Source organism: Aliivibrio thorii, from assembly GCF_057368585.1.
Genome location: NZ_CM170654.1, coordinates 550,564 through 571,958 on the forward strand (window position 1 = coordinate 550,564; position 21,395 = coordinate 571,958).

The 21,395-nt window shown below is 40.3% G+C and carries 18 protein-coding genes; 17 read left to right on the forward strand and 1 reads right to left on the reverse strand.

The genetic code is table 11. The features are described 5' to 3' along the window. The first annotated feature begins 6 nt into the window (after window positions 1–6). From lepB to acpS, 6 genes are all read left to right on the forward strand, one after another. The gene (lepB, locus tag AC2IP4_RS02420) at window positions 7–909 is read left to right on the forward strand and encodes a signal peptidase I (protein WP_375321152.1); all 903 of its coding nucleotides are present in this window, start codon (window positions 7–9) and stop codon (window positions 907–909) included. Window positions 910–919: 10 nt separating this feature from the next. Beyond that, complete coding sequence (gene rnc, locus AC2IP4_RS02425; RefSeq protein WP_060991764.1) at window positions 920–1,591, forward strand: ribonuclease III; 672 nt, start codon at window positions 920–922, stop codon at window positions 1,589–1,591. Further along, window positions 1,591–2,556, forward strand: a complete 966-nt coding sequence (gene era / locus AC2IP4_RS02430) for a GTPase Era (protein ID WP_105055404.1) — start codon at window positions 1,591–1,593, stop codon at window positions 2,554–2,556. Before rnc ends, era begins: the two co-directional genes overlap by 1 nt. A 134-nt stretch (window positions 2,557–2,690) precedes the next feature. Next, window positions 2,691–3,407 (forward strand): DNA repair protein RecO, encoded by a 717-nt coding sequence (gene recO / locus AC2IP4_RS02435; protein WP_486310524.1) that lies wholly within the window; start codon window positions 2,691–2,693, stop codon window positions 3,405–3,407. Further along, entirely contained in the window at window positions 3,404–4,135 is a 732-nt protein-coding gene (gene pdxJ / locus AC2IP4_RS02440; protein ID WP_375321150.1) for a pyridoxine 5'-phosphate synthase, read from the forward strand. Before recO ends, pdxJ begins: the two co-directional genes overlap by 4 nt. Then, window positions 4,135–4,515 carry a holo-ACP synthase gene (acpS, locus tag AC2IP4_RS02445; RefSeq protein WP_486310525.1) on the forward strand — a complete coding sequence of 127 codons (381 nt, stop codon included), beginning with the start codon at window positions 4,135–4,137 and terminating at the stop codon, window positions 4,513–4,515. Before pdxJ ends, acpS begins: the two co-directional genes overlap by 1 nt. A 38-nt stretch (window positions 4,516–4,553) precedes the next feature. Here the strand turns inward: acpS and barA are convergent, their stop codons facing one another. Further along, complete coding sequence (gene barA, locus AC2IP4_RS02450; RefSeq protein ID WP_375321148.1) at window positions 4,554–7,343, reverse strand: two-component sensor histidine kinase BarA; 2,790 nt, start codon at window positions 7,341–7,343, stop codon at window positions 4,554–4,556. Window positions 7,344–7,517: 174 nt separating this feature from the next. Here barA and rlmD point away from each other — a divergent pair, with 174 nt between their 5' ends. The 11 genes from rlmD to truD all read left to right on the forward strand — a co-directional run bounded on the left by rlmD (window position 7,518) and on the right by truD (window position 21,378). Further along, a complete protein-coding gene (rlmD, locus tag AC2IP4_RS02455) occupies window positions 7,518–8,834 on the forward strand; it encodes a 23S rRNA (uracil(1939)-C(5))-methyltransferase RlmD (protein ID WP_375321147.1) in 1,317 nt (438 codons plus the stop codon). 71 nt (window positions 8,835–8,905) lie between these two features. Next, a complete protein-coding gene (relA, locus tag AC2IP4_RS02460) occupies window positions 8,906–11,143 on the forward strand; it encodes a GTP diphosphokinase (RefSeq protein WP_375321146.1) in 2,238 nt (745 codons plus the stop codon). Window positions 11,144–11,346: 203 nt separating this feature from the next. Then, the gene (locus AC2IP4_RS02465; RefSeq protein ID WP_375321145.1) at window positions 11,347–12,480 is read left to right on the forward strand and encodes a flagellin; all 1,134 of its coding nucleotides are present in this window, start codon (window positions 11,347–11,349) and stop codon (window positions 12,478–12,480) included. Window positions 12,481–13,355: 875 nt separating this feature from the next. Further along, complete coding sequence (gene ltrA, locus AC2IP4_RS02470) at window positions 13,356–14,591, forward strand: group II intron reverse transcriptase/maturase (RefSeq protein ID WP_375321735.1); 1,236 nt, start codon at window positions 13,356–13,358, stop codon at window positions 14,589–14,591. A gap of 109 nt (window positions 14,592–14,700) precedes the next feature. Next, on the forward strand, window positions 14,701–15,522 hold the full coding sequence (gene mazG, locus AC2IP4_RS02475) for a nucleoside triphosphate pyrophosphohydrolase (protein WP_375321144.1): 822 nt from the start codon (window positions 14,701–14,703) through the stop codon (window positions 15,520–15,522). Window positions 15,523–15,653: 131 nt separating this feature from the next. Then, entirely contained in the window at window positions 15,654–17,294 is a 1,641-nt protein-coding gene (gene pyrG, locus AC2IP4_RS02480) for a CTP synthase (protein WP_375321143.1), read from the forward strand. 79 nt (window positions 17,295–17,373) lie between these two features. After that, on the forward strand, window positions 17,374–18,672 hold the full coding sequence (gene eno / locus AC2IP4_RS02485; RefSeq protein ID WP_130047765.1) for a phosphopyruvate hydratase: 1,299 nt from the start codon (window positions 17,374–17,376) through the stop codon (window positions 18,670–18,672). Between the two features lie 172 nt (window positions 18,673–18,844). Next, entirely contained in the window at window positions 18,845–19,129 is a 285-nt protein-coding gene (gene ftsB, locus AC2IP4_RS02490) for a cell division protein FtsB (protein ID WP_375321142.1), read from the forward strand. Window positions 19,130–19,132: 3 nt separating this feature from the next. Beyond that, window positions 19,133–19,843: a 2-C-methyl-D-erythritol 4-phosphate cytidylyltransferase gene (gene ispD / locus AC2IP4_RS02495; protein WP_375321141.1), complete on the forward strand. Its 711-nt coding sequence runs from the start codon at window positions 19,133–19,135 to the stop codon at window positions 19,841–19,843. Continuing rightward, window positions 19,843–20,319: a 2-C-methyl-D-erythritol 2,4-cyclodiphosphate synthase gene (gene ispF, locus AC2IP4_RS02500; RefSeq protein ID WP_486306726.1), complete on the forward strand. Its 477-nt coding sequence runs from the start codon at window positions 19,843–19,845 to the stop codon at window positions 20,317–20,319. Before ispD ends, ispF begins: the two co-directional genes overlap by 1 nt. Window positions 20,320–20,331: 12 nt before the next feature. Then, a complete protein-coding gene (truD, locus tag AC2IP4_RS02505) occupies window positions 20,332–21,378 on the forward strand; it encodes a tRNA pseudouridine(13) synthase TruD (protein ID WP_375321139.1) in 1,047 nt (348 codons plus the stop codon). Window positions 21,379–21,395: the final 17 nt, after the last annotated feature.

Consider the following 21,395-nt stretch of genomic DNA (forward strand, 5'->3'; position numbering starts at 1 on the left):
AATGAAATGGCGAACACTTTTTCACTGATTTTAGTTCTTGTAACTCTATTTACTGGTGTTATTTGGGCTATTGATAAATTCGTATTGGCACCAAAGCGCAAGCAAAAAATTGCAGCAGCAAGTGCGCAAGCGAATGGACAAGTTGACGAAGCAACACTTGCAAAAGTTGCTCCACAACCTGCGTGGATAGAGCAATCTGTTTCTATTTTTCCAGTGATTGGCCTTGTTTTAGTGTTGCGCTCATTTATTTATGAGCCGTTCCAGATCCCATCCGGTTCGATGATGCCGACGCTTTTAGTCGGTGATTTTATCTTGGTCGAAAAATTCTCTTATGGAATTAAAGATCCTGTTTGGCGTACACAACTTGTAGACATGGGTAAGCCTGAGCGTGGTGATGTTGTTGTTTTTAAATATCCACCTCAACCAAATATCGACTATATTAAACGTGTAGTAGGTGAACCAGGTGATACTGTTATCTATAGCTCTTCGAAGCAGTTATGTATAAAACCAAAGGGTGAAAGCAAGTGTAATATCATCCCGTTAACGAACATGAAAGACAGTGAATTTATGCAAGATCGCACTAATTTAGTTCAATATACCGAACAGTTAGCGAAAGATACTACGCATAATATTTTGGTTAACCCAATGAGATCTGATCGTGTGTCTATGTATCAACCACGACCAGGTTACAACGAATGGGTTGTTCCGGAAGGAAACTACTTTGTAATGGGCGATAATCGTGACAACAGTGCCGACAGTCGTTATTGGGGTTTTGTACCTGAAGCGAACTTAGTGGGTAAAGCGGTCGGGATCTGGATCAGCTTTGAATTTGAACGTGGTAGCGATAGCGTGCTACCTTCCTTTATTCCTACTGGTGTGCGTTTTAACCGCATCGGTGGCATAGACTGATTGAACTAATATGAATTCTCCACTACAACGCCTAGAAAAGAAAATAGGCTATCAATTTAATGATGAAAATTTTCTAAAATTAGCACTGACACACCGTAGTGCTAATGGTACTCATAATGAACGCTTAGAGTTTCTTGGTGATTCAATTTTGAGCTTCGTTGTTGCTGATGAACTTTACCACCGATTCCCTAAAGTAGACGAAGGTGACATGAGCCGCATGCGTGCAACCTTAGTTCGTGGTCATACATTGGCAGAATTAGGTCGTGAGTTTCAACTGGGTGATTACCTATTTTTAGGTCCAGGTGAATTGAAAAGTGGTGGTTTCCGCCGTGATTCAATTTTAGCTGATGCCGTTGAAGCAATTATTGGTGCGATTTATTTAGACAGTGATACTGAAGTCATTCGTGGAATTATTTTAGCGTGGTACAAAACCCGTCTTGATTCTATTGAGCCTGGAGTTTCTCAAAAAGACCCTAAAACCCGTCTTCAAGAATATCTGCAAGGTCGTCGCAAACCATTACCAACGTACACGGTAACAAAAATTAAAGGTGAAGCTCATAATCAAGAGTTCACTATTGAATGTATCGTAGCAGGCTTGGATGAGCCTGTTATCGGCAAAGGAAGCAGCCGCCGCAAGGCAGAACAGTCGGCTGCCGACATAGCATTAGGACAACTAAACTAATGTCAGATGACAAAGAATTTGATCTAGATGCATACTTCGCATCAGAAGAAAAAACAGAAACAAGTGACAACCAGCACTGTGGCTTCATTGCTATTGTTGGCCGTCCAAACGTAGGTAAATCTACGCTTCTGAACCAAATCTTGGGTCAGAAAATTTCAATAACATCTCGTAAACCTCAAACGACTCGTCACCGTATTATGGGGGTTGATACAGATGGGGATTTCCAAGCAATTTACGTGGATACTCCAGGGCTTCACATTGAAGAAAAACGTGCGATTAACCGTTTAATGAACCGAGCTGCAAACTCATCATTGAGCGATGTTAACTTGGTTTTATTCTTGGTTGATGGTACACACTGGACTCCAGATGATGAGATGGTATTGAACAAGCTGAAAAAAGCAGAGTTCCCTACGGTTTTATTAGTAAACAAAGTAGATAACGTTAAAGATAAAAATGACGTTATGCAGCATCTTCAAACCATGACTGAGAAAATGGACTTTGTTGATGTTGTGCCAATCTCGGCAAAATCAGGCTCAAACGTTGATTTTGTACAAAAGTTGGTTCGTCAGCATTTACCAAAAGCAGTACATCACTTCCCAGAAGAGTACGTGACTGACCGTTCTCAACGTTTTATGGCGTCTGAAATTATTCGTGAAAAGCTAATGCGTTTTACGGGTGAAGAGCTTCCATATTCAGTAACCGTTGAAATTGAACGTTTTGATTACAACCCTAAGATGGATGGCTTCCATATTAATGGCCTAATTCTTGTTGAGCGTTTAGGTCAGAAGAAAATGGTTGTTGGTAAAAATGGCGAGAAGATCAAAGTTATTGGTCGTGAAGCTCGTATTGATATGGAAGAATTATTTGATCGCAAAGTGTATTTAGAGCTTTGGGTTAAAGTTAAATCTGGTTGGGCTGATGATGAGCGAGCACTTCGTTCTCTAGGTTATATCGACGATTTATAGAAAAAGCAGGGTTCAGATCGGTCGCAAGATCCCTTAAAGGGTTCAGAAGAGCCGCGGTAGGCATCGAGTCTTACCGCGGCTCTTCTGAAATTTGCAAGCGAAGCGATCTGAACTCTTATTTATAGGTAAAAAACGTGGAAGAAGGCTTACAACGCTGTTTTGTCCTGCACCGAAGACCATATAGTGAAAGCAGTCTAATTTTAGATGTGTTTAGCGAAGAGTATGGGCGTTTATCTATTATCTCCAAAGGAGCGCGAAGTAAGCGTTCTAATTTAAAAGGTGTACTGCAAGCATTTACTCCACTGTTAATGAAATGGTCAGGTAAGGGTTCGATGCGGACACTGCGTCAAGCTGAAAGCATCAGCTTAGCAATCCCATTAACTGGAATAAATTTATACTCAGCCATGTATATCAACGAACTTGTTGTACGCGTGATTGAACAAGAAACGCCATATCCAGCTCTTTTCCTTGATTATCTCACCGCATTAACAGAATTAGCTCAAACTAAGAATCCTGAACCAACTTTGCGTCGTTTTGAATTAGCCTTGTTATCTTCAATGGGCTACGGTGTAGATTTTTTACACTGTGCTGGTAGTGGTGAAATGGTTTCTCCTGAGATGACGTATCGTTATCGAGATCAGAAAGGCTTTATGGCATCTATTAGACATGATCCTTTAATGAGCTTTAAAGGGAATGAATTAATTGCGATTAGTGAACGTCGATTTGTTACTCCTGAACAATTAAAAGCAGCAAAACGCTTTACACGCATAGCCTTAAAGCCTTATCTTGGCGGAAAGCCCCTCAAAAGTAGGGAGCTATTTCTTCCAAGAACAAGGAGTATTCTAAAATGAGTTCAATTTTACTTGGCGTTAATATCGATCATGTAGCAACCCTTCGAAATGCGCGAGGTACTAAATACCCAGATCCTGTACATGCTGCAGAGATCGCAGAGCGTGCTGGTGCTGCTGGTATTACGATTCACTTACGTGAAGATCGTCGCCACATAAAAGATCGTGATGTGCGTATTTTACGTGAAACGCTACAAACACGAATGAATTTAGAAATGGCAGTGACGGATGAAATGGTTGCAATTGCATTAGATACACAACCTGAATTCGTTTGCCTTGTGCCAGAAAAGCGTGAAGAGTTGACGACTGAAGGTGGTTTGAATGTTTCTGGTCAACTTGAAAAAGTCAAAGCTGCGACTCAAACGTTATCAGAGGCTGGTATTAAAGTCTCTTTATTCATTGATGCAGATAACGAACAAATTGATGCTGCTGTCGCTTGTGGTGCGCCATTTATTGAGTTGCACACTGGTGCTTATGCCGATGCTGAAACCGAAGAAGCACAACATAAAGAACTTAAAAAAATTGCCGCAGGCGCAAGTTATGCTACGAGTAAAGGTCTTATCGTTAATGCTGGTCATGGTTTGACGTACCATAATGTTGAAGCTATTGCTGCATTGCCAGAAATCTATGAATTAAATATTGGCCACTCTATTATGGGAAGAGCTATGTTTGATGGATTAGAGAAGGCGGTCGCTGATATGCATAAAATAATGCTAGGTGCTCGTAAGTAATGGCAATTGTTGGTCTTGGGACTGATATAGCTGAAATAGAAAGGGTTGAGAAAGCCCTTTCTCGTTCAGGAGATGCGTTCGCTGAGCGCATCTTAAGCATATCTGAATTTAGTAAATATCAATCATTAAAGCAAAAAGGACGCTTCTTAGCTAAACGTTTTGCAGCAAAAGAAGCCGCTTCTAAAGCGTTAGGTACCGGTATTGCACACGGTGTTACCTTTCATGATTTTACCATATCTAATGATGAGAATGGTAAACCACTATTAACACTCTCAGGTAAGGCGCTTGCTTTATCACAACAAAAGAGTGTCTCTCATATTCATCTGACTATTTCTGATGAGCGTCATTACGCGGTAGCAACCGTGATTCTTGAATCTTAAGCGTGCTAATATTTTGTGCTAAGTGAGTTGACCTCTGCTCAACTTAGCCATTGTTGTGCATCTTTGGTTACTTTTTCCATTTCATCTTGAAGTTCAAATAATTCAGGCTCAATATCTGCGATTAATTGCTCTTGTCTGAGTGATGTCTCGATTAAATTACATAATTTTTTTAATCGTGGTACACCGCAATAAGAACTACTGCCGTGTAATTTATGGATATACTGACATAACTCTTCTGCTGAAGAATCTCCTTCGAGTGCTTTCTCTATCCATCCATTAACTTCAGGAATGAACTCAATAAGCATTTGTAGCATCTCTTTTGCAAGATCTTCTTTTCCTGCTGACTGTTTTAAAGCGATAGTCCAATCTATGCTTTCGGCAATATTATCTTGAACTTCCTCCATCGACGCCTCCGGAATAACGTCAGGGAGGATAGTTATTTTTTCGACATCGCTATTGTCAGTAAGTGGGCTCCAATGAATGATAACTTGTTGTAATACATGCTCTTCAATTGGTTTTGTTAAGTAATCATCCATTCCTTCATTGATCAGGCGTTCTCGTTCGCCTTCCATTGCATGAGCAGTCACCGCAACAATTGGTGTTTGAGCATTTAAAACCGTTTTACGGATCTCTTTACAGGCCATTACACCATCCATTTTAGGCATTTGGATATCCATTAATATGATATCAAATGTTTGTTCTGTGGCTTGTTGAACTGCATCGATGCCATTTTTACAAGTAACCACCGTCTCAACTTGTTCATGTAAAAGCGCTGAAATGAGTTTGAGGTTTGCTGGGTTGTCATCAACAGCCATCACTTTAATAGGTAAACGCTGCGCTGCATCATGGGATGCCATTAGATCAGGCAGAGCAGGAACCTGCTCAAACTGATTTTGTATTAAGAGCGCATCTAATAGTTTTTTCTTAGCAAATGGTTTTGATAAACATGTTATATGTGGCAGCTGATTCAGCTTTTCTGTTAGGGCAAGTTCAGTGCTTGGTAAGCCAATGACAATCTTTGGACAATAAGGTGATAATTTATCTGAGATGACTTTCAATAATTCTGCACTTGGCTTTGCGTTAGAACTTAAGCTGATCAATGCAAAATCATGGGGTTCAATGTTTTCAGGCAGAGTTGAGCGATAGGTAACAAACACACCATGATGAATGAACTGCTGTTGTAAAATAGAAGCCGACTGCATATTTGGCTCTATTAATAGCAGCTTTTTCTTATCTAACTGTTGAACGTCACGTTCATCAATCATTGGTAATTCAGTTTGAGTCATTTTAACGGTAAACCAGAAGGTAGACCCTTGGTGTAGGCGACTGCTTAAACCAATCTCGCCTCCCATTTGAGCCACTAGTTTTTGTGTAATCACAAGCCCTAGACCTGTACCACCATAGCGTCGAGAAATACTGGCATCAGCTTGACTGAATGCTTGGAAAAGTTGAGCTTGTTGGCGCTCAGAAATACCAATCCCGGTATCTCGAACAACAAACTGAAGATCAATGCTGTTATCATGAAAATGTTTCAGATCAACAGAGATATCAATGTTGCCTTTTTCGGTAAATTTAATGGAATTACCAACTAGATTATTAAGCACTTGTTGAATACGTAATGGATCACCAATGAGGCCTGATGGGACACGTTGATCAATTTTAAGGGTTATTTCCAACCCTTTCTCATGGGCGCTTGGAGCAAGAAGACTAACCACTTCATCAAGGCTGTCTTGAACATTAAATGGCAGGTTCTCAAGCAGTAACTTACCAGCTTCTAGTTTTGAGAAATCAAGAATGTCATTAATGATGGTTAATAGGTTATTTGCTGAGCGTTCAATTGTTTGTAGGTAATCTTGCTGGTGTGCTGAAAGAGAGGTTTTTAGCATTTGGCGCGTAAAGCCAATCACACCATTAAGTGGTGTTCTTAATTCGTGAGACATGTTGGCTAAGAATTCAGATTTAACACGAGCTGCTTCTTGAGCTCGTTTTTTCGCAATATCTAACTCTACGTTTTGAATCTCTAATTGCTCTAAGGTTTCACGCAAGTCAGACGTCGCTTGATCGATACTTTGTTGCATCTCAACATGATATTCAGATAAAGAAATCGCCATGGCATTGATACCATTCTTAAGGGTATCTAGTTCACCATGCAATTTGTTCTCAATACGTACATTTAAATGGCCACGACGGATCCGGTCAACCACACTAACCATATGCGAAATCGGTTGGGTTACATCTTGCATTAAGCGATAAGCAAAAACACCTGACAAACTAAGCCCGAGAATCAAAACAATTAAAGCGGAAAATATTTCTTGGTATTGTTGTAATCGTAAGCTAGATAAATCGAGTTCTATAGCGATGTAGCCCAAAGGCTCATTCATATGTGATGAGTCAAAGTTTGCTGAAAATTGCCCCTCAGGAAGGATAGGGGTTCTTAATATTAATGATTCATCTTGAAATGAAATATCAAGTAATAGAGGAATAGGTTTGTCTTTAGGAAACGTTAAGCTTTCAAAGTTAGGATGGAAGTTGGAGGTTACAAACAGTTCATGTTTTTCATCAAATACGGCAATACTACGCACAATCTTAGAGTGTTTTCGATGAGCGTAGCTGATCAAGCGTCGGACCGCTTCTCGGTTTTTACCCGTCATGCCGTATTCACTCGAAATCGCTAGTGGTTCAATGATACTTGTACCGCTAGAGATCAGTTGAGCTTCCAAATCATTGTATCGGTTCATGGTAAAGAAACCACTAAGTAGTAAACCGATAATTAATGTTGGTGCCAATGTCAGGGTGATGACTCGTGCGCGCAAACCGTATTTTGTCATATTTATTCGTTCTGATTAACTTCCTTGAGCGCGTAGCTTAATCAAGTTAGAGAGTAACCTCAATTATTCTATGTGGAAATCGTAAACTGAAACGTAAATGAATTACTAATCAGCGCTACATCTTAATGTGGTTTCGGTATAATGACGCTAATTTCAGTAAATCAGGCAATAATCATGGCTCAATTCTTCAAAGCTAAAAAGAAAGCTTCAATAAATACTAAGCATCAGTCGGTTGATGTGGTTCGATTAGATCACAATGGCGCAGGTGTCGCTTTTGTAGATAAGAAACCAGTGTTTATTGAAGGCGCTTTACCTGAAGAAAAAGCCATCATTCAATTTACAGAACAGAAAAAACAATACTCTCGTGCTGCACTTATTAAATTGACACAAAAAAGCAGCAAACGCCAAGAGCCTATTTGCCATCATTATCATGAGTGTGGTGGCTGTAATTTACAGCATTTACAACACGATGAACAAATTGTAGCGAAAAATACTAAGCTGCAAGAATTGATGCAAAAACAAGGTGTTGAACATTTTGATATGGTTGAACCTATTGTTGGTAATGAAACAAGTTACCGTCGTCGAGCTCGTATTAGTTTACTGCTAAACAAACAAACGCATCAGCTTGATTTTGGCTTTAGAAAAAAACAGAGTAAAGCCATTGTTAATATTCGTCATTGTCCTGTTTTAGTGAATGAACTTGATCTGCATTTAGAGTCGCTGTATGCCTTACTTAATCAACTTAAAGGCAAAAAGAATTTAGGGCATGTAGAGTTAGTACAAGCTGACAATGGCAGCGTATTACTTATTCGTCATATGGCTGGTTTTAATGAAAAAGACAATCAAGCGTTAGTAAACTATTGTGAAGAACGTAATTTGATCCTATACCTAATGCCTGAGTCAGATGTATTGAATCATGTGCGTGGAGAAGAACCTTACTATGTGATTGATGGTGCGAAAATTTATTTTACGCCAAAAGATTTTATTCAAGTAAATGCTTCGATAAATGAAAAAATGGTAAATCAAGCGCTTAATTGGTTAGATCTTAACGCTGATGATAGTGTCCTTGATTTATTTTGTGGATTGGGTAATTTCAGTTTACCTCTTGCTCAAAAAGTACAAAAAGTGGTTGGAATTGAAGGTGTGGACGATATGGTTCAACGCGCTCAATCAAATGCAAAAAGAAATTCGTTAGATAATGTCACGTTTTATCAAGCAAATTTAGAAGAAAGCATTGATGATCAAGTGTGGGCTAGCACAAAGTTTACAAAGATTTTACTCGATCCTGCCAGAGCAGGGGCTGCAGGAGTGATGCAAACTGTGGCAAAATTGAAACCTCAAACCGTGGTTTATGTATCGTGCAACCCAGCAACACTTGCACGCGATAGCCAATTACTTATTCAACACGGTTACAAGCTTACTAGGCTAGGTATGCTTGATATGTTCCCACACACAGGACATTTAGAATCTATGGCATTATTTGAGCGATAATTAGCGGTAACACTCGCTACGCTTTAGAAGCCCAAAAGAATCATTATAAAATTGGATTATAGGAAACGGACATGGTCGCAGTTCGCGGAGCACATCTTAAGGAAAATGAAGAGTTCGAGTTAGGTGAATGGATCACCAGTCTCGAACAAGACAAAAACACCTCAAAAAAATTGACTGAGGTGTATAAGCAGTGTGAAGAGTTAGTCGCTTCTCATGAAGAAGGACAGCTCTTGCTATGGCGTGGCCGTGAGATGATCGAAATATTGATCACCTTAAGTATGGACAAGCCAACCCTTATTGCCGCTCAGTTATTTCCTTTAGTTTCCTCTGGTTTTTTAGACAGAGAAACGTTAACTGAGAACTACAATAAAGAAATTGAAAAATTGATCGATGGCGTTGAAGAGATGGACGCGATTGGTCAACTGAATGCATCTGTAGGTGCAGAATCAGCGTCTTCTCAAGTGGATAATATCCGTCGAATGTTACTGGCGATGGTAGACGATTTCCGTTGTGTGATCATTAAATTGGCAGAGCGTATTTGTAATCTACGTGAAGTAAAAAACGAACCAGATGAAGTACGCCGAGCTGCAGCAAAAGAGTGTAATAACTTATATGCACCATTAGCAAATCGCCTAGGTATTGGTCAGTTGAAATGGGAAATTGAAGATTACTCTTTCCGCTATCAGCATCCTGATACTTATAAGAAAATTGCTAAACAATTATCGGAGCGCCGTATTGTTCGTGAGCAATATATTGAGGATTTCGTCACCGGATTGAGTGATGAAATGCATGAATATAATATCAATGCAGAGGTGAGTGGACGCCCTAAACACATCTACAGCATTTGGCGTAAGATGCAGAAAAAGAGCTTGGCATTTGATGAGCTGTTTGATGTGCGTGCGGTTCGTATTATTGCTGACAAACTCCAAGATTGTTATGCGGCTCTTGGTGTTGTTCATACCAAATTTAAGCATTTGCCAAGTGAATTTGATGATTATGTAGCAAATCCTAAACCAAATGGATATCAATCTATTCATACAGTGGTATTAGGCCCTGAAGGGAAGACGATTGAAATCCAGATCCGTACCAAGGATATGCATGAAGACTCTGAGTTAGGGGTTGCAGCGCATTGGAAATATAAAGAAGGTTCATCAAACAGCAGCCGTAGTGGCTATGATGAAAAAATTACGTGGTTACGTAAGCTGCTTGATTGGCAAGAAGAGATGTCTGATTCTGGTGAAATGCTTGATGAACTTCGAAGCCAAGTATTTGATGATCGCGTTTATGCCTTTACGCCACGTGGTGATGTTGTCGACTTACCAATGGGGGCAACACCGCTAGACTTCGCTTATCACATTCACTCAGAAGTAGGTCATCGTTGTATTGGAGCTAAAGTAGGTGGACGAATCGTTCCATTTACACATCAGCTGACAATGGGGGATCAAGTTGAGATTATCACCCAAAAAGAGCCTAACCCATCACGAGATTGGTTAAACCCAACACTTGGGTTTGTTAACTCAGGTCGCGCTCGGGCTAAGATTAATGCGTGGTTTAGAAAACAGAGTCGTGAAAAGAATCTTGATGCAGGTAAAGAGATCTTAGAAGTTGAACTTGCTAAGATTGGCGGTACATTAAAAGATGCGGAGAGATATGCTTTAAAGCGCTTTAATGTTAATACCCCTGACGAATTATATGCGGGTGTTGGGAGTGGTGATTTACGTATTAACCAAGTGATTAATCATATTAATGCACTGGTTAACAAACCGACTGCTGAGCAAGAAGATCAAAAAGCTTTAGAGCAACTGCAAGAGTCAGAGGCGAAAGCTCAAGCTCATGCCCAAGCACAAAATAAGAAACGTAATGACGCGGTTGTCGTTGAAGGTGTTGATAATTTAATGACTCACCTTGCTCGTTGTTGTCAACCGATCCCTGGTGACCCCATTGCTGGATATATAACACAAGGTCGTGGTATATCGGTTCATCGCAGTGACTGTGATCAATTAAATGAATTACGCCACCATGCGGCAGAGCGTATTATTGATACCGTGTGGGGCAGTGGTTTTGTCGGTTCTTATATTTTGACATTGCGGATCACTGCAATGGATCGTTCTGGTTTATTGAAAGATCTGACAAGTTTATTTGCTAATGAAAAAGTAAAAGTGTCAGGCATGAAAAGCCGAAATGATTATAAGAAACAACTAACTATCATGGATTTTGATTTGGAAGTATTTAATGCGGATATTCTTGGACGATTAATTACTAGAGTTGAACAAGTAAAAGACGTAATAGAAGCGATTCGATTATCGTAATGATAAAAAAATGAATTGTTAACGTTAAGTTGTTGATTGTTGATAATTATGTTTTTTAAGCCGAATATTATTTATGACATTCGGCTTTTTTATTGAAAAAAGATCTCAAGTTCTGAAAACTCAGGCCGTAAATATGTGTATCAACGATGAATTATAGGCTTCTTATCCTATAACAATAAGTGAAGCCGACCGGAGCAAACATTATGTCAATTTCAGTAAATACAAACATCTCAGCAATGACAGCACAACGTTACATGAACAATGCAACTGCTGCACAAACTGACTCAATGGAGAAATTGTCTTCAGGTTCAAAAATCAACAGCGCTGCTGATGATGCTTCTGGTCTGCAGATCTCAAATCGTATGACAGCACAAACTCGTGGTTTAGATGTTGCGGTTCGTAACGCTAACGACGGTATGTCAATTGCGCAAACAGCAGAAGGCGCAATGAAAGAAACGACTAACGTACTTCAACGTTTACGTGACTTATCGCTACAATCTTCAAACGGCTCAAATACTGACGCTGACCGTAAAGCGATGCAAGAAGAAGCAAGTTCACTGACTGATGAGTTGAACCGTATTGCTGAAACAACGTCTTTTGGTGGTACTCGTTTAATTAACGGTGAGTTTGGTACAAAATCTTTCCAAATTGGTGCTGATTCAGGTGAAGCAGTGGCAATGACACTAAACAGCATGCGTGCTGATGAGTCGACAATGGGTGGTAAATCGTACTTCGCAGAAGAAGGTCGCGATATCAATTGGACTGTAGGTAAAGAAAATACGCAGTTTAATGTGACATACAATGATAAAAACGGCAGCCCTCAAGAAATCAACATCTCAGCAAAAGCAGGTGATGATATTGAAGAATTAGCGACGTACATTAATGGTCAAACAAATGAGCTAAGCGCTTCTGTGACTGAAGATGGTGTACTTCAAGTGTTCATGTCAGGTGAAAATATTTCTTCACCATTAGAGTTTAATGGTTCTTTAGCAAACGAATTAAAAATGGGTGGTGAGTCAGACGATACTGTTGCGTCAATGGACTTAACAACTGTTGGTGGCGCTCAGCGCTCTATTGATGTGATTGATGCTGCTCTAGAGTATGTTGATGGCAATCGTGCTTCATTAGGTGCATTCCAAAACCGTTTTGAAAGTGCAGTTAAAAACTTAACTAACATTAACGAAAACATCACGGATTCAAATAGCCAAATTAAAGACACTGATTTTGCTAAAGAGACAACAAACTTAACGAAGACACAAATTTTAAGTCAATCAAGTTCGTCAATTTTGGCACAAGCAAAACAAGCGCCAAGCATGGCAATGAGCTTATTAGGTTAAGTTAACAAAAAGCCTTCTTAATTTAAGGCGAATGTATTTTTAAAAAAGCGGTGACTATAATGGTCACCGCTTTTTTTTGTTTGCCCAGCAAAGCTGGCAAACCCGTCTGCTTGCAAGATAGCAGAGTCACCCCGACTAAGGGGAAGACAATCTGAATGGCAAGGGCGTCACTGGCTAACGGTGAGGTCTGAAGGAAGCCATAGGAAGTTAGATGTACACAACTAACCGTAACCTGTTTCGGCGGGATTGGTGGGTAAGCGTCCAAAATAGCGCGAAGCCCAATACTTAGTCAGACCAATTCTGTGCTTGAGGGTGGCATATCTAACAGGGAGTCAGTGCAATAACTGGGGAAGCCTGGCATCTAAACTTAATTGTCAGTAAGTGGCTTAGATTCAAGAAGAAACTCAAGATCTAATGCCGATGTGAGGTGGCAGATGAACCCGTAGTAGTGAGTAAGGCTAGGCCTGTGAAAGCCAGTGATGGTGTGGAGGACAAAACCAAGCCGACTATCAGTAATATATCTGATAGAGTCAATTTGAGCCAAAAGCACTTATTGATTGCGAAGGGGGGAAGTGATTTATAAATTACCTTAAAGTGACGTAATTTATGATGGGTTCACGAATTACCAAATAAGGTAAAGTCTCTATTTTAATGGCTAAGGGTGATACTAAAGCTGTGAATAGAACTGGACACGGGGAGTAAGTGTTTCTCTTTACTAGAGGCATAGAGGCGGTTAAGCATATTGCGAATAAAAGGGCGTAGCCTTGCTAGAAAACTTAACGCGACAACGAAATAAACCTAACCAACATAAATAAAGTCAGCAGCAGGTGATGTGAGATAATAATTTGAGAGTACACTATAGCCTTTACGGGCGCATGCTATCACTGCAAGCGCTTTACGTGGCATACAAACAAGTGAGAAAGAATGGAGGCGCAGCTGGTATTGACGGGCAGCGTATCGATGATTTCACACAAAATTTGGAAGTAGAGCTCAGAAAACTATTACTTGAACTACAAGAAAAGCGCTATCAAGCGCGGCCCGTAAAACGAGTTGAGATCGCCAAAGACGATGGCGGTATCAGGTTATTGGGGATCCCCACAGTTCGAGACCGAATTGTTCAACAATGTTTAACGAATATAATGACTCCCATATTTGACCCAAACTTTCATCCATCCAGTTATGGATATCGGGTTGGGCGAAGCTGTCATCAAGCCATCAGCAAAGCTACACTCTTTATACGTAAATATAATAAGCGGCATGTTGTTGATATGGATCTGTCTAAATGTTTTGACATGCTTGACCACGATCTGATAATCAAGTTCGTGCGAAAGCGCATCGTGGATGGCAGTATCTTAGGCTTGATCCGTCAATTTCTAAAAAGTGGAGTCATGGTTGGTGAAAACTGGCAGAATAGTGTAATAGGCAGTCCACAAGGTGGGGTGATTAGTCCACTACTTGCTAATATCTACTTAGATGAATTCGATCAAGAAATGATGAGGCGTAAGCATCGAATAGTGCGATACGCGGATGACATTTTGATATTCTGCACCTCGAAAAAGGGTGCAGAGAATGCATTAAAAGTAGCTAGCCATATTTTAGAAGTAACGCTAAAACTTAAAGTGAATGAGCGGAAAACCCATATAGCACATAGCGATACAGGTATTAAATTCTTGGGAGTGGAAATTTTTACAAATTACACGGCAATTCAAGAAAAGAAGCTCAAAACATTAAAAGCGAAAGTAAGGCAACTCACCAAGCGTAATGGAGGATTGAATTTAGCGAGAGTGCTAAAGCAACTGAATCCAGTGCTCAGAGGGTTTGTAAACTACTTCAAAATAGCCAATATTACGAGCACACTGAAAAGCCTTGCGGCTTGGATAAGGCGGAGATTGCGAGCGGTACAAATGAGTTTATGGAAGAAGCCGTGCAGATTGCATCGTCGTCTTAAGCAACTAAAGTACAAACCGCCATTTAAGTCCATAAAAATGGACTCATGGCGAAACAGTGCGAGTCCGTTAGCAAGCTATGCGATGCCTAATCAGTGGTTCAAAAATCTAGGCTTGTATTCAATAGACGAAGTTAAAACAGGTGTACTCGCTTCTTTTTATTAAGAAATAGTAAATTGCAGGAGCCGTATACGAGGTCCGTACGTACGGTTCTGTGAGAGGGATGAGGCAAAAGCCTCACCCTACTCGATGTTTTTAAATCGAAGGGATAGATATGGCCGCTCAAAATAACATTGAACAGTTACTCTCAATAATGGCTCAATTAAGAGATAAAGAATCAGGTTGTCCGTGGGATAGAAAGCAGACGTTTGATTCTATTATCCCCCATACAATAGAAGAGACTTATGAAGTGGTAGATGCGATTCATAAGAAGGACTGGAGCAATTTAAAAGAAGAGTTAGGGGATTTACTATTCCAAGTCATTTTCTATGCGCAAATGGCGAAAGAAGAGGGGTTATTCGATTTTAATGATGTAGTAGAGACACTAACTGAAAAGTTGGTTCGTCGCCATCCACACGTCTTTGGAGACGAAGTGTTCTCATCAGAAGAGGAGATAACAGCGAATTGGGATAAAGTGAAGCAACAAGAGCGCTTAGAAAAAGAAGCGTTAAATAACATATCCCAAGAGCAAGGGAGCATATTAGATTCAGTGCCTACCGCTTTACCGGGGTTATTACGAGCAAATAAAATCCAGAAGCAGTGTGCTAAAGTTGGTTTTGATTGGGATGAACTAAAACCGGTTGCTGATAAAGTAAATGAAGAGGTTGCAGAGGTATTAGAGGAAGCTTTAAAAATACCAAGAGATGAAGATAAATTAGAAGAAGAGTTAGGCGATTTACTTTTTGCGACAGTAAATTTTTCTCGTCATTTAGGAAAAAATCCAGAGCAAGCTTTATGTAAAGCAAATGATAAATTTGAACGCCGTTTTCGTCAAATTGAAGCAAACGTCGCCAAAAAGAATAAAAAAATAGAGCAATGTGATTTAAATGAATTAGACTCTGAATGGGAAAATGTGAAGCGAAGCGAGCGGAATTGATTTGGAGCAAAAAATAAATCAATTAACTGTGATACTTTTCACGTTGTGGCGATAAAGCGGTTCTGGTATATTCACTTCCCGTCCAGATGAAATCCATTTTTATTCCTCATTACACCAATTTCAGGTAACGTATGACGACGAATTACATTTTTGTAACTGGCGGGGTTGTATCCTCACTAGGTAAAGGTATTGCAGCAGCATCATTAGCAGCTATTCTTGAAGCTCGTGGCTTAAAAGTCACTATGATGAAGCTTGACCCATACATCAACGTTGATCCAGGCACAATGAGCCCAACTCAACACGGTGAAGTATTCGTCACGGAAGACGGCGCAGAAACAGATCTAGACTTAGGTCACTACGAGCGCTTCATCCGCACCAAAATGACTAAGCGTAACAATTTTACCGCTGGTCGTGTATACGCAGATGTTCTACGTAAAGAACGTCGCGGTGACTACTTAGGTGCAACAATCCAAGTTATCCCTCATATTACTAATGCGATTAAAGAACGTGTTATTTCTGGCGCTGAAGGCCACGATATCGCAATCGTAGAAGTTGGTGGTACCGTTGGTGATATCGAATCTCTACCGTTCATGGAAGCGATTCGTCAGCTAGCAGTAGAGTTAGGCCGTGAGCGTGCTATGTTTATGCACTTAACACTGGTTCCTTACTTAGGCGCTGCAGGCGAGCTTAAAACTAAGCCAACTCAACACTCAGTAAAAGAACTACTATCTATCGGTATCCAACCAGATATCCTAGTTTGTCGTTCTGATCGTGTTATCCCAGCGAACGAACGTAAGAAAATTGCTCTTTTCTGTAATGTTCAAGAAAAAGCAGTTATCTCAATGAAAGACGTAGATTCAATCTACAAAATCCCACAACTTATCAAAGCACAAGGTACTGATGATCTAGTATGTCAACGCTTTGGTATTACAGCTCCTGAAGCTGATCTTTCTGAGTGGGAACAAGTAATTTATGAAGAAGCGAACCCAACTGGTGAAGTTACTATCGGTATGGTTGGCAAATACATTGAATTACCAGACGCTTACAAGTCAGTAAACGAAGCATTAAAACATGCGGGCTTGAAAAACCGTCTAAACGTCACTATTAAATATGTAGATTCACAAGATGTAGAATCTAAAGGTACTGAAATCCTAGAAGGTCTAGACGCAATTCTAGTTCCTGGTGGTTTCGGTGACCGCGGTGTTGAAGGCAAGATCCTTGCTGCTCAATACGCTCGTGAAAATGAAGTACCATATTTAGGAATCTGTCTGGGTATGCAAGTTGCGTTAATTGAATATGCGCGTAACGTTGCTAATATGGAAGGGGCTCACTCTTCTGAATTCTCTAAAGACACGAAGTTCCCTGTAGTTGGTTTAATCACTGAGTGGATTGATGGCGACGGCAACGTTGAAGAGCGTACTGAGAAATCAGATCTAGGCGGTACAATGCGTCTTGGTTCTCAACTATGTCACCTTGCTAAAGGTTCAAAAGCTCGTGAGCTTTACGGTAACGGAACTGTTGAAGAGCGTCACCGTCACCGTTATGAAGTAAATAATAATTTACTTCCTCAGCTTGAAAAAGCCGGTCTTAAGATTTCTGGCCTATCAGCTGATAAGAAGCTGGTGGAAATTATTGAAATCCCTAACCACCCATGGTTTGTGGCTGCTCAATTCCACCCAGAATTCACATCAACACCTCGTGATGGTCACCCATTATTTGAAGGTTTTGTTAAAGCTGCGGGCGTAAATGCACGCGGTGAGTTCGAAAAGTAATAGGATATTACGGATAGCTGCTCAATGTTGTAGCAGCTATTTTTAGCTTTTAAATTAAAGATAAAGTAGAGGAAACACAATGTCTAAGATCGTTAAAGTTCTAGGTCGTGAAATCATCGATTCTCGTGGTAACCCAACAGTTGAAGCTGAAGTTCACCTAGAAAGTGGTTTTGTAGGTATGGCTGCTGCTCCATCTGGCGCATCTACAGGTTCTCGTGAAGCTCTTGAGCTACGTGATGGCGACAAATCTCGTTTCCTAGGTAAAGGTGTTCTTAAAGCTATCGCAGCTGTAAATGGTCCAATCGCAGAAGCTCTAATCGGCAAAGACGCGAAAAACCAAGCTGAAATCGACCAAATCATGATCGATTTAGATGGTACAGACAACAAAGCAAACTTCGGTGCTAACGCAATCCTTGCTGTTTCTCTAGCGAATGCTAAAGCAGCTGCAGCAGCTAAGTCTATGCCTCTTTACGCTCACATTGCTGACCTAAACGGCACTCCAGGCGTATTCTCTATGCCTCTACCAATGATGAACATCATCAACGGTGGTGAGCACGCTGATAACAACGTTGACATCCAAGAGTTCATGATCCAACCAGTTGGCGCTAAAACTCTTAAAGAAGCTCTACGTATCGGTGCTGAAGTATTCCACAACCTAGCTAAAGTTCTTAAGTCTAAAGGCTACAGCACTGCAGTTGGTGATGAAGGTGGTTTCGCTCCTAACCTTAAATCTAACGCTGAAGCTCTAGAAGTTATCGCAGAAGCTGTTGCAGCTGCTGGTTACGAGCTAGGTAAAGACGTTACTCTTGCTATGGACTGTGCTGCTTCTGAGTTCTTCAACAAAGAAGACGGCATCTACGACCTTAAAGGCGAAGGTAAGAAATTTACTGCTGAAGAGTTCAACCACTACCTAGCTGGTCTTGTTGAGCAATTCCCAATCGTATCTATCGAAGATGGTCTTGACGAGTCTGATTGGACTGGTTTCAAACACCAAACTGAACTTCTAGGCGACAAAATCCAACTAGTTGGTGACGATCTATTCGTTACAAACACTAAGATTCTTGCTCGTGGTATCGAAGAAGGCATCACTAACTCAATCCTTATCAAGTTCAACCAAATCGGTTCACTTACAGAGACTCTAGCAGCAATCAAGATGGCTAAAGATGCTGGTTTCACAGCAGTTATCTCTCACCGTTCTGGCGAAACTGAAGATGCAACAATTGCTGATCTAGCAGTTGGTACAGCTGCAGGTCAAATCAAAACTGGTTCTATGAGCCGTTCTGACCGTGTTGCTAAGTACAACCAACTAATCCGTATCGAAGAAGCTCTAGGTGAACTAGCGCCATTCAACGGTCTTAAAGAAGTTAAAGGTCAATAATCTCAATTTTTGAGAGTATGACTTGATTCTTTAATCGTTCGATTAGAATTTAGATATAAAAACCGTCTCATTTGAGGCGGTTTTTTTTATTTCAGTAAGACAGCTAGTGAAGTTCTAATGATGGATTGATATAGTTAGCTTTCTTTTATCATTTCTTATTTTCGGAGCTATTATGCGTACATTTGCCATTTTCTTACTGATTGCTTTAGGGTGGTTGCAATACACCTTATGGTTTGGAAAAAATGGAATGTCCGATTACGCACAGGTCTCAAACGATGTCACATTGCAAGAAGAGGTCAATCAAGGTTTACGCAATCTAAATGAACAAATGTTTGCTGAAATCGATGATTTGAAAAAAGGCTCAGAAGCAATTGAAGAGCGTGCTCGACATGAGTTGGGAATGATAAAAAAAGGTGAAACATTTTATCGAATCATTGATGAAAATAGTGAAGGATAAGTCATGATCTCTTTACCTTCTATTACTGCTATCGTTCCTGCTGCTGGTGTCGGCAGTCGTATGAAAGCAGATCGTCCTAAGCAATATTTATTATTGAATGGAAAACCGGTCTTAGAGCACACGCTTGAACAATTACTGTCTTACCCTTTAATTGATACTGTCATTGTTGCAGTTAGTGATACTGACCCGTATTTTGATGAATTAGCGATAGCTAAAGATAAACGGGTTATTCGAGTTTCTGGTGGGGCAGAGCGAGCCGATTCTGTGCTTTCTGGATTAACTTATGTAAAAAATAATCAGCTGAGTGAATGGAGCATGGTTCATGATGCCGCTCGTCCTTGTATCCGTCATACTGATATTGAAAAACTGATTGAGGAAGTAGTACCCCATCATGTGGGGGGGATTCTTGCTTCTCCTGTCCGAGACACGATGAAGCAAGCGACACCTGAAAATAAGATTGATACAACCATTGATCGTAGTGTGCTATGGCATGCATTAACACCTCAACTTTTTACCACAGATCTTTTATATACAGCCTTAAAAACAGGATTAGAGAACTCATTCTTAATCACTGATGAATCGTCAGCGATTGAATTAATGGGGCATCAACCTAAATTGGTTCAAGGCCGTGCCGATAACTTAAAGATCACCCAGCCAGAAGATCTTGATTTAGCAGCGTTCTATCTTCAAAAAATGAAAAAGGAAACCAAATAATGAGAATTGGACACGGATTTGATGTACATAAATTTGGTGGTGAAGGCCCTGTAATTATCGGCGGGGTTAGCGTTCCTTATGAACAAGGGCTTATTGCGCACTCTGATGGTGATGTTGCTCTGCACGCTTTATGTGATGCCTTATTAGGCGCGATTTCAGAGGGTGATATCGGTCGTCATTTCCCAGATACTGATGATAAATGGAAAGGGGCGGATAGCCGAGCTTTGCTAAGAGATGTTTATCGTAGAGTAAAAGAGAAAGGTTTAGTGTTAGGGAACGCTGATGTCACTATCATTGCTCAGGCACCTAAAATGGCTCCTCATATTCAAGCTATGTGTGCTGCTATTGCCGAAGATTTAGAAACTGGCTTAGACAACGTGAATGTAAAAGCAACAACATCTGAACGTCTAGGTTTTACAGGAAGAAAAGAAGGCATTGCTTGTGAAGCAGTAGTGCTATTAGTTAACGTATCTTAAGAGATTCATTCTATGTCAGACATTATGTCTACTTTTTCGTGGTTATACGGAAAGCCAGTGGCGACAGGTAAATTAAAGCAATTACCTGAGCATTTTATCGTTAAAGAAGTATTAGGTTTTACGTTCACAGGAAAGGGTGAACACTTAATGGTTAAGATCCGTAAAACGGGTGAAAACACTAAGTATGTAGCAAACGAGCTAGCAAAGTTTTGTGGTGTAAAATCAAAAGATATTAGTTGGGCTGGCCTTAAAGACCGTCATGCAATAACAGAGCAATGGTTGAGTGTTCATTTACCAAAAAGTGATCATCTTAAATTTGCTTTGTTTGAAGCTACGCACCCAGGTGTTGAAATTTTAGAAATGACGCGCCATAACAAAAAATTGCGTCCAGGTGATCTTCTAGGAAATAGCTTCCAGTTAATAGCGACTGAAGTGACGGATATGGATGATGTTCTGTCTCGCTTGGACAAAGTAAAAGTATCAGGGGTTCCTAATTACTTTGGCTCTCAACGTTTTGGTCATGAAGGCAATAACGTAACAGAAGCTCGTCGTTGGGGTCGTGAAAACGTACGCACTCGTGATAATACAAAACGTAGTTTCTATTTATCAGCGGCTCGTTCATGGATTTTCAATCATATTGTTTCTCAAAGAATAACAGAGGGTTACTTCACTCAACCTGTTGATGGTGATATTCTACTTGATCAAAATGGTCGTACGGTTAATGAGAATGTAACCTCGGAAGAGAATATTCAAAAAGTTCAAAATGGTGATTGGTCAATTAGTGCTGCATTAGCGGGTGATAATCAATTACCAACAAGTGAAACTGCATTAACTCTAGAGCAACCACAACTTGATGCTGAACCAGATTTAATGGCCTTGATCCGTGGTAACCGTATGCGCCATGAGCGTCGTGCTATTGAGTTACACCCAGAGAATCTTAGTTGGTCAGCTGAAGGTGATACGTTAACACTTAATTTCTCTTTAACATCGGGCAGTTTTGCAACCGTAATTATGCGTGAGCTATTGCAAGAAATTGAAGTAGAACGTACATACGAGTAATTCAATTTTAAAGAAAG

Coding starts and splice junctions, on each gene's coding strand:
- ispD (WP_375321141.1), top strand. CDS start 19,133: ATGATCTCTTTACCTTCTATTACTGCTATCGTTCCTGCTGCTGGTGTC.
- pyrG (WP_375321143.1), top strand. CDS start 15,654: ATGACGACGAATTACATTTTTGTAACTGGCGGGGTTGTATCCTCACTA.
- era (WP_105055404.1), top strand. CDS start 1,591: ATGTCAGATGACAAAGAATTTGATCTAGATGCATACTTCGCATCAGAA.
- ltrA (WP_375321735.1), top strand. CDS start 13,356: ATGCTATCACTGCAAGCGCTTTACGTGGCATACAAACAAGTGAGAAAG.
- mazG (WP_375321144.1), top strand. CDS start 14,701: ATGGCCGCTCAAAATAACATTGAACAGTTACTCTCAATAATGGCTCAA.
- acpS (WP_486310525.1), top strand. CDS start 4,135: ATGGCAATTGTTGGTCTTGGGACTGATATAGCTGAAATAGAAAGGGTT.
- barA (WP_375321148.1), bottom strand. CDS start 7,343: ATGACAAAATACGGTTTGCGCGCACGAGTCATCACCCTGACATTGGCA.
- AC2IP4_RS02465 (WP_375321145.1), top strand. CDS start 11,347: ATGTCAATTTCAGTAAATACAAACATCTCAGCAATGACAGCACAACGT.
- eno (WP_130047765.1), top strand. CDS start 17,374: ATGTCTAAGATCGTTAAAGTTCTAGGTCGTGAAATCATCGATTCTCGT.
- truD (WP_375321139.1), top strand. CDS start 20,332: ATGTCAGACATTATGTCTACTTTTTCGTGGTTATACGGAAAGCCAGTG.
- rnc (WP_060991764.1), top strand. CDS start 920: ATGAATTCTCCACTACAACGCCTAGAAAAGAAAATAGGCTATCAATTT.
- lepB (WP_375321152.1), top strand. CDS start 7: ATGGCGAACACTTTTTCACTGATTTTAGTTCTTGTAACTCTATTTACT.
- rlmD (WP_375321147.1), top strand. CDS start 7,518: ATGGCTCAATTCTTCAAAGCTAAAAAGAAAGCTTCAATAAATACTAAG.
- pdxJ (WP_375321150.1), top strand. CDS start 3,404: ATGAGTTCAATTTTACTTGGCGTTAATATCGATCATGTAGCAACCCTT.
- ftsB (WP_375321142.1), top strand. CDS start 18,845: ATGCGTACATTTGCCATTTTCTTACTGATTGCTTTAGGGTGGTTGCAA.
- ispF (WP_486306726.1), top strand. CDS start 19,843: ATGAGAATTGGACACGGATTTGATGTACATAAATTTGGTGGTGAAGGC.
- relA (WP_375321146.1), top strand. CDS start 8,906: ATGGTCGCAGTTCGCGGAGCACATCTTAAGGAAAATGAAGAGTTCGAG.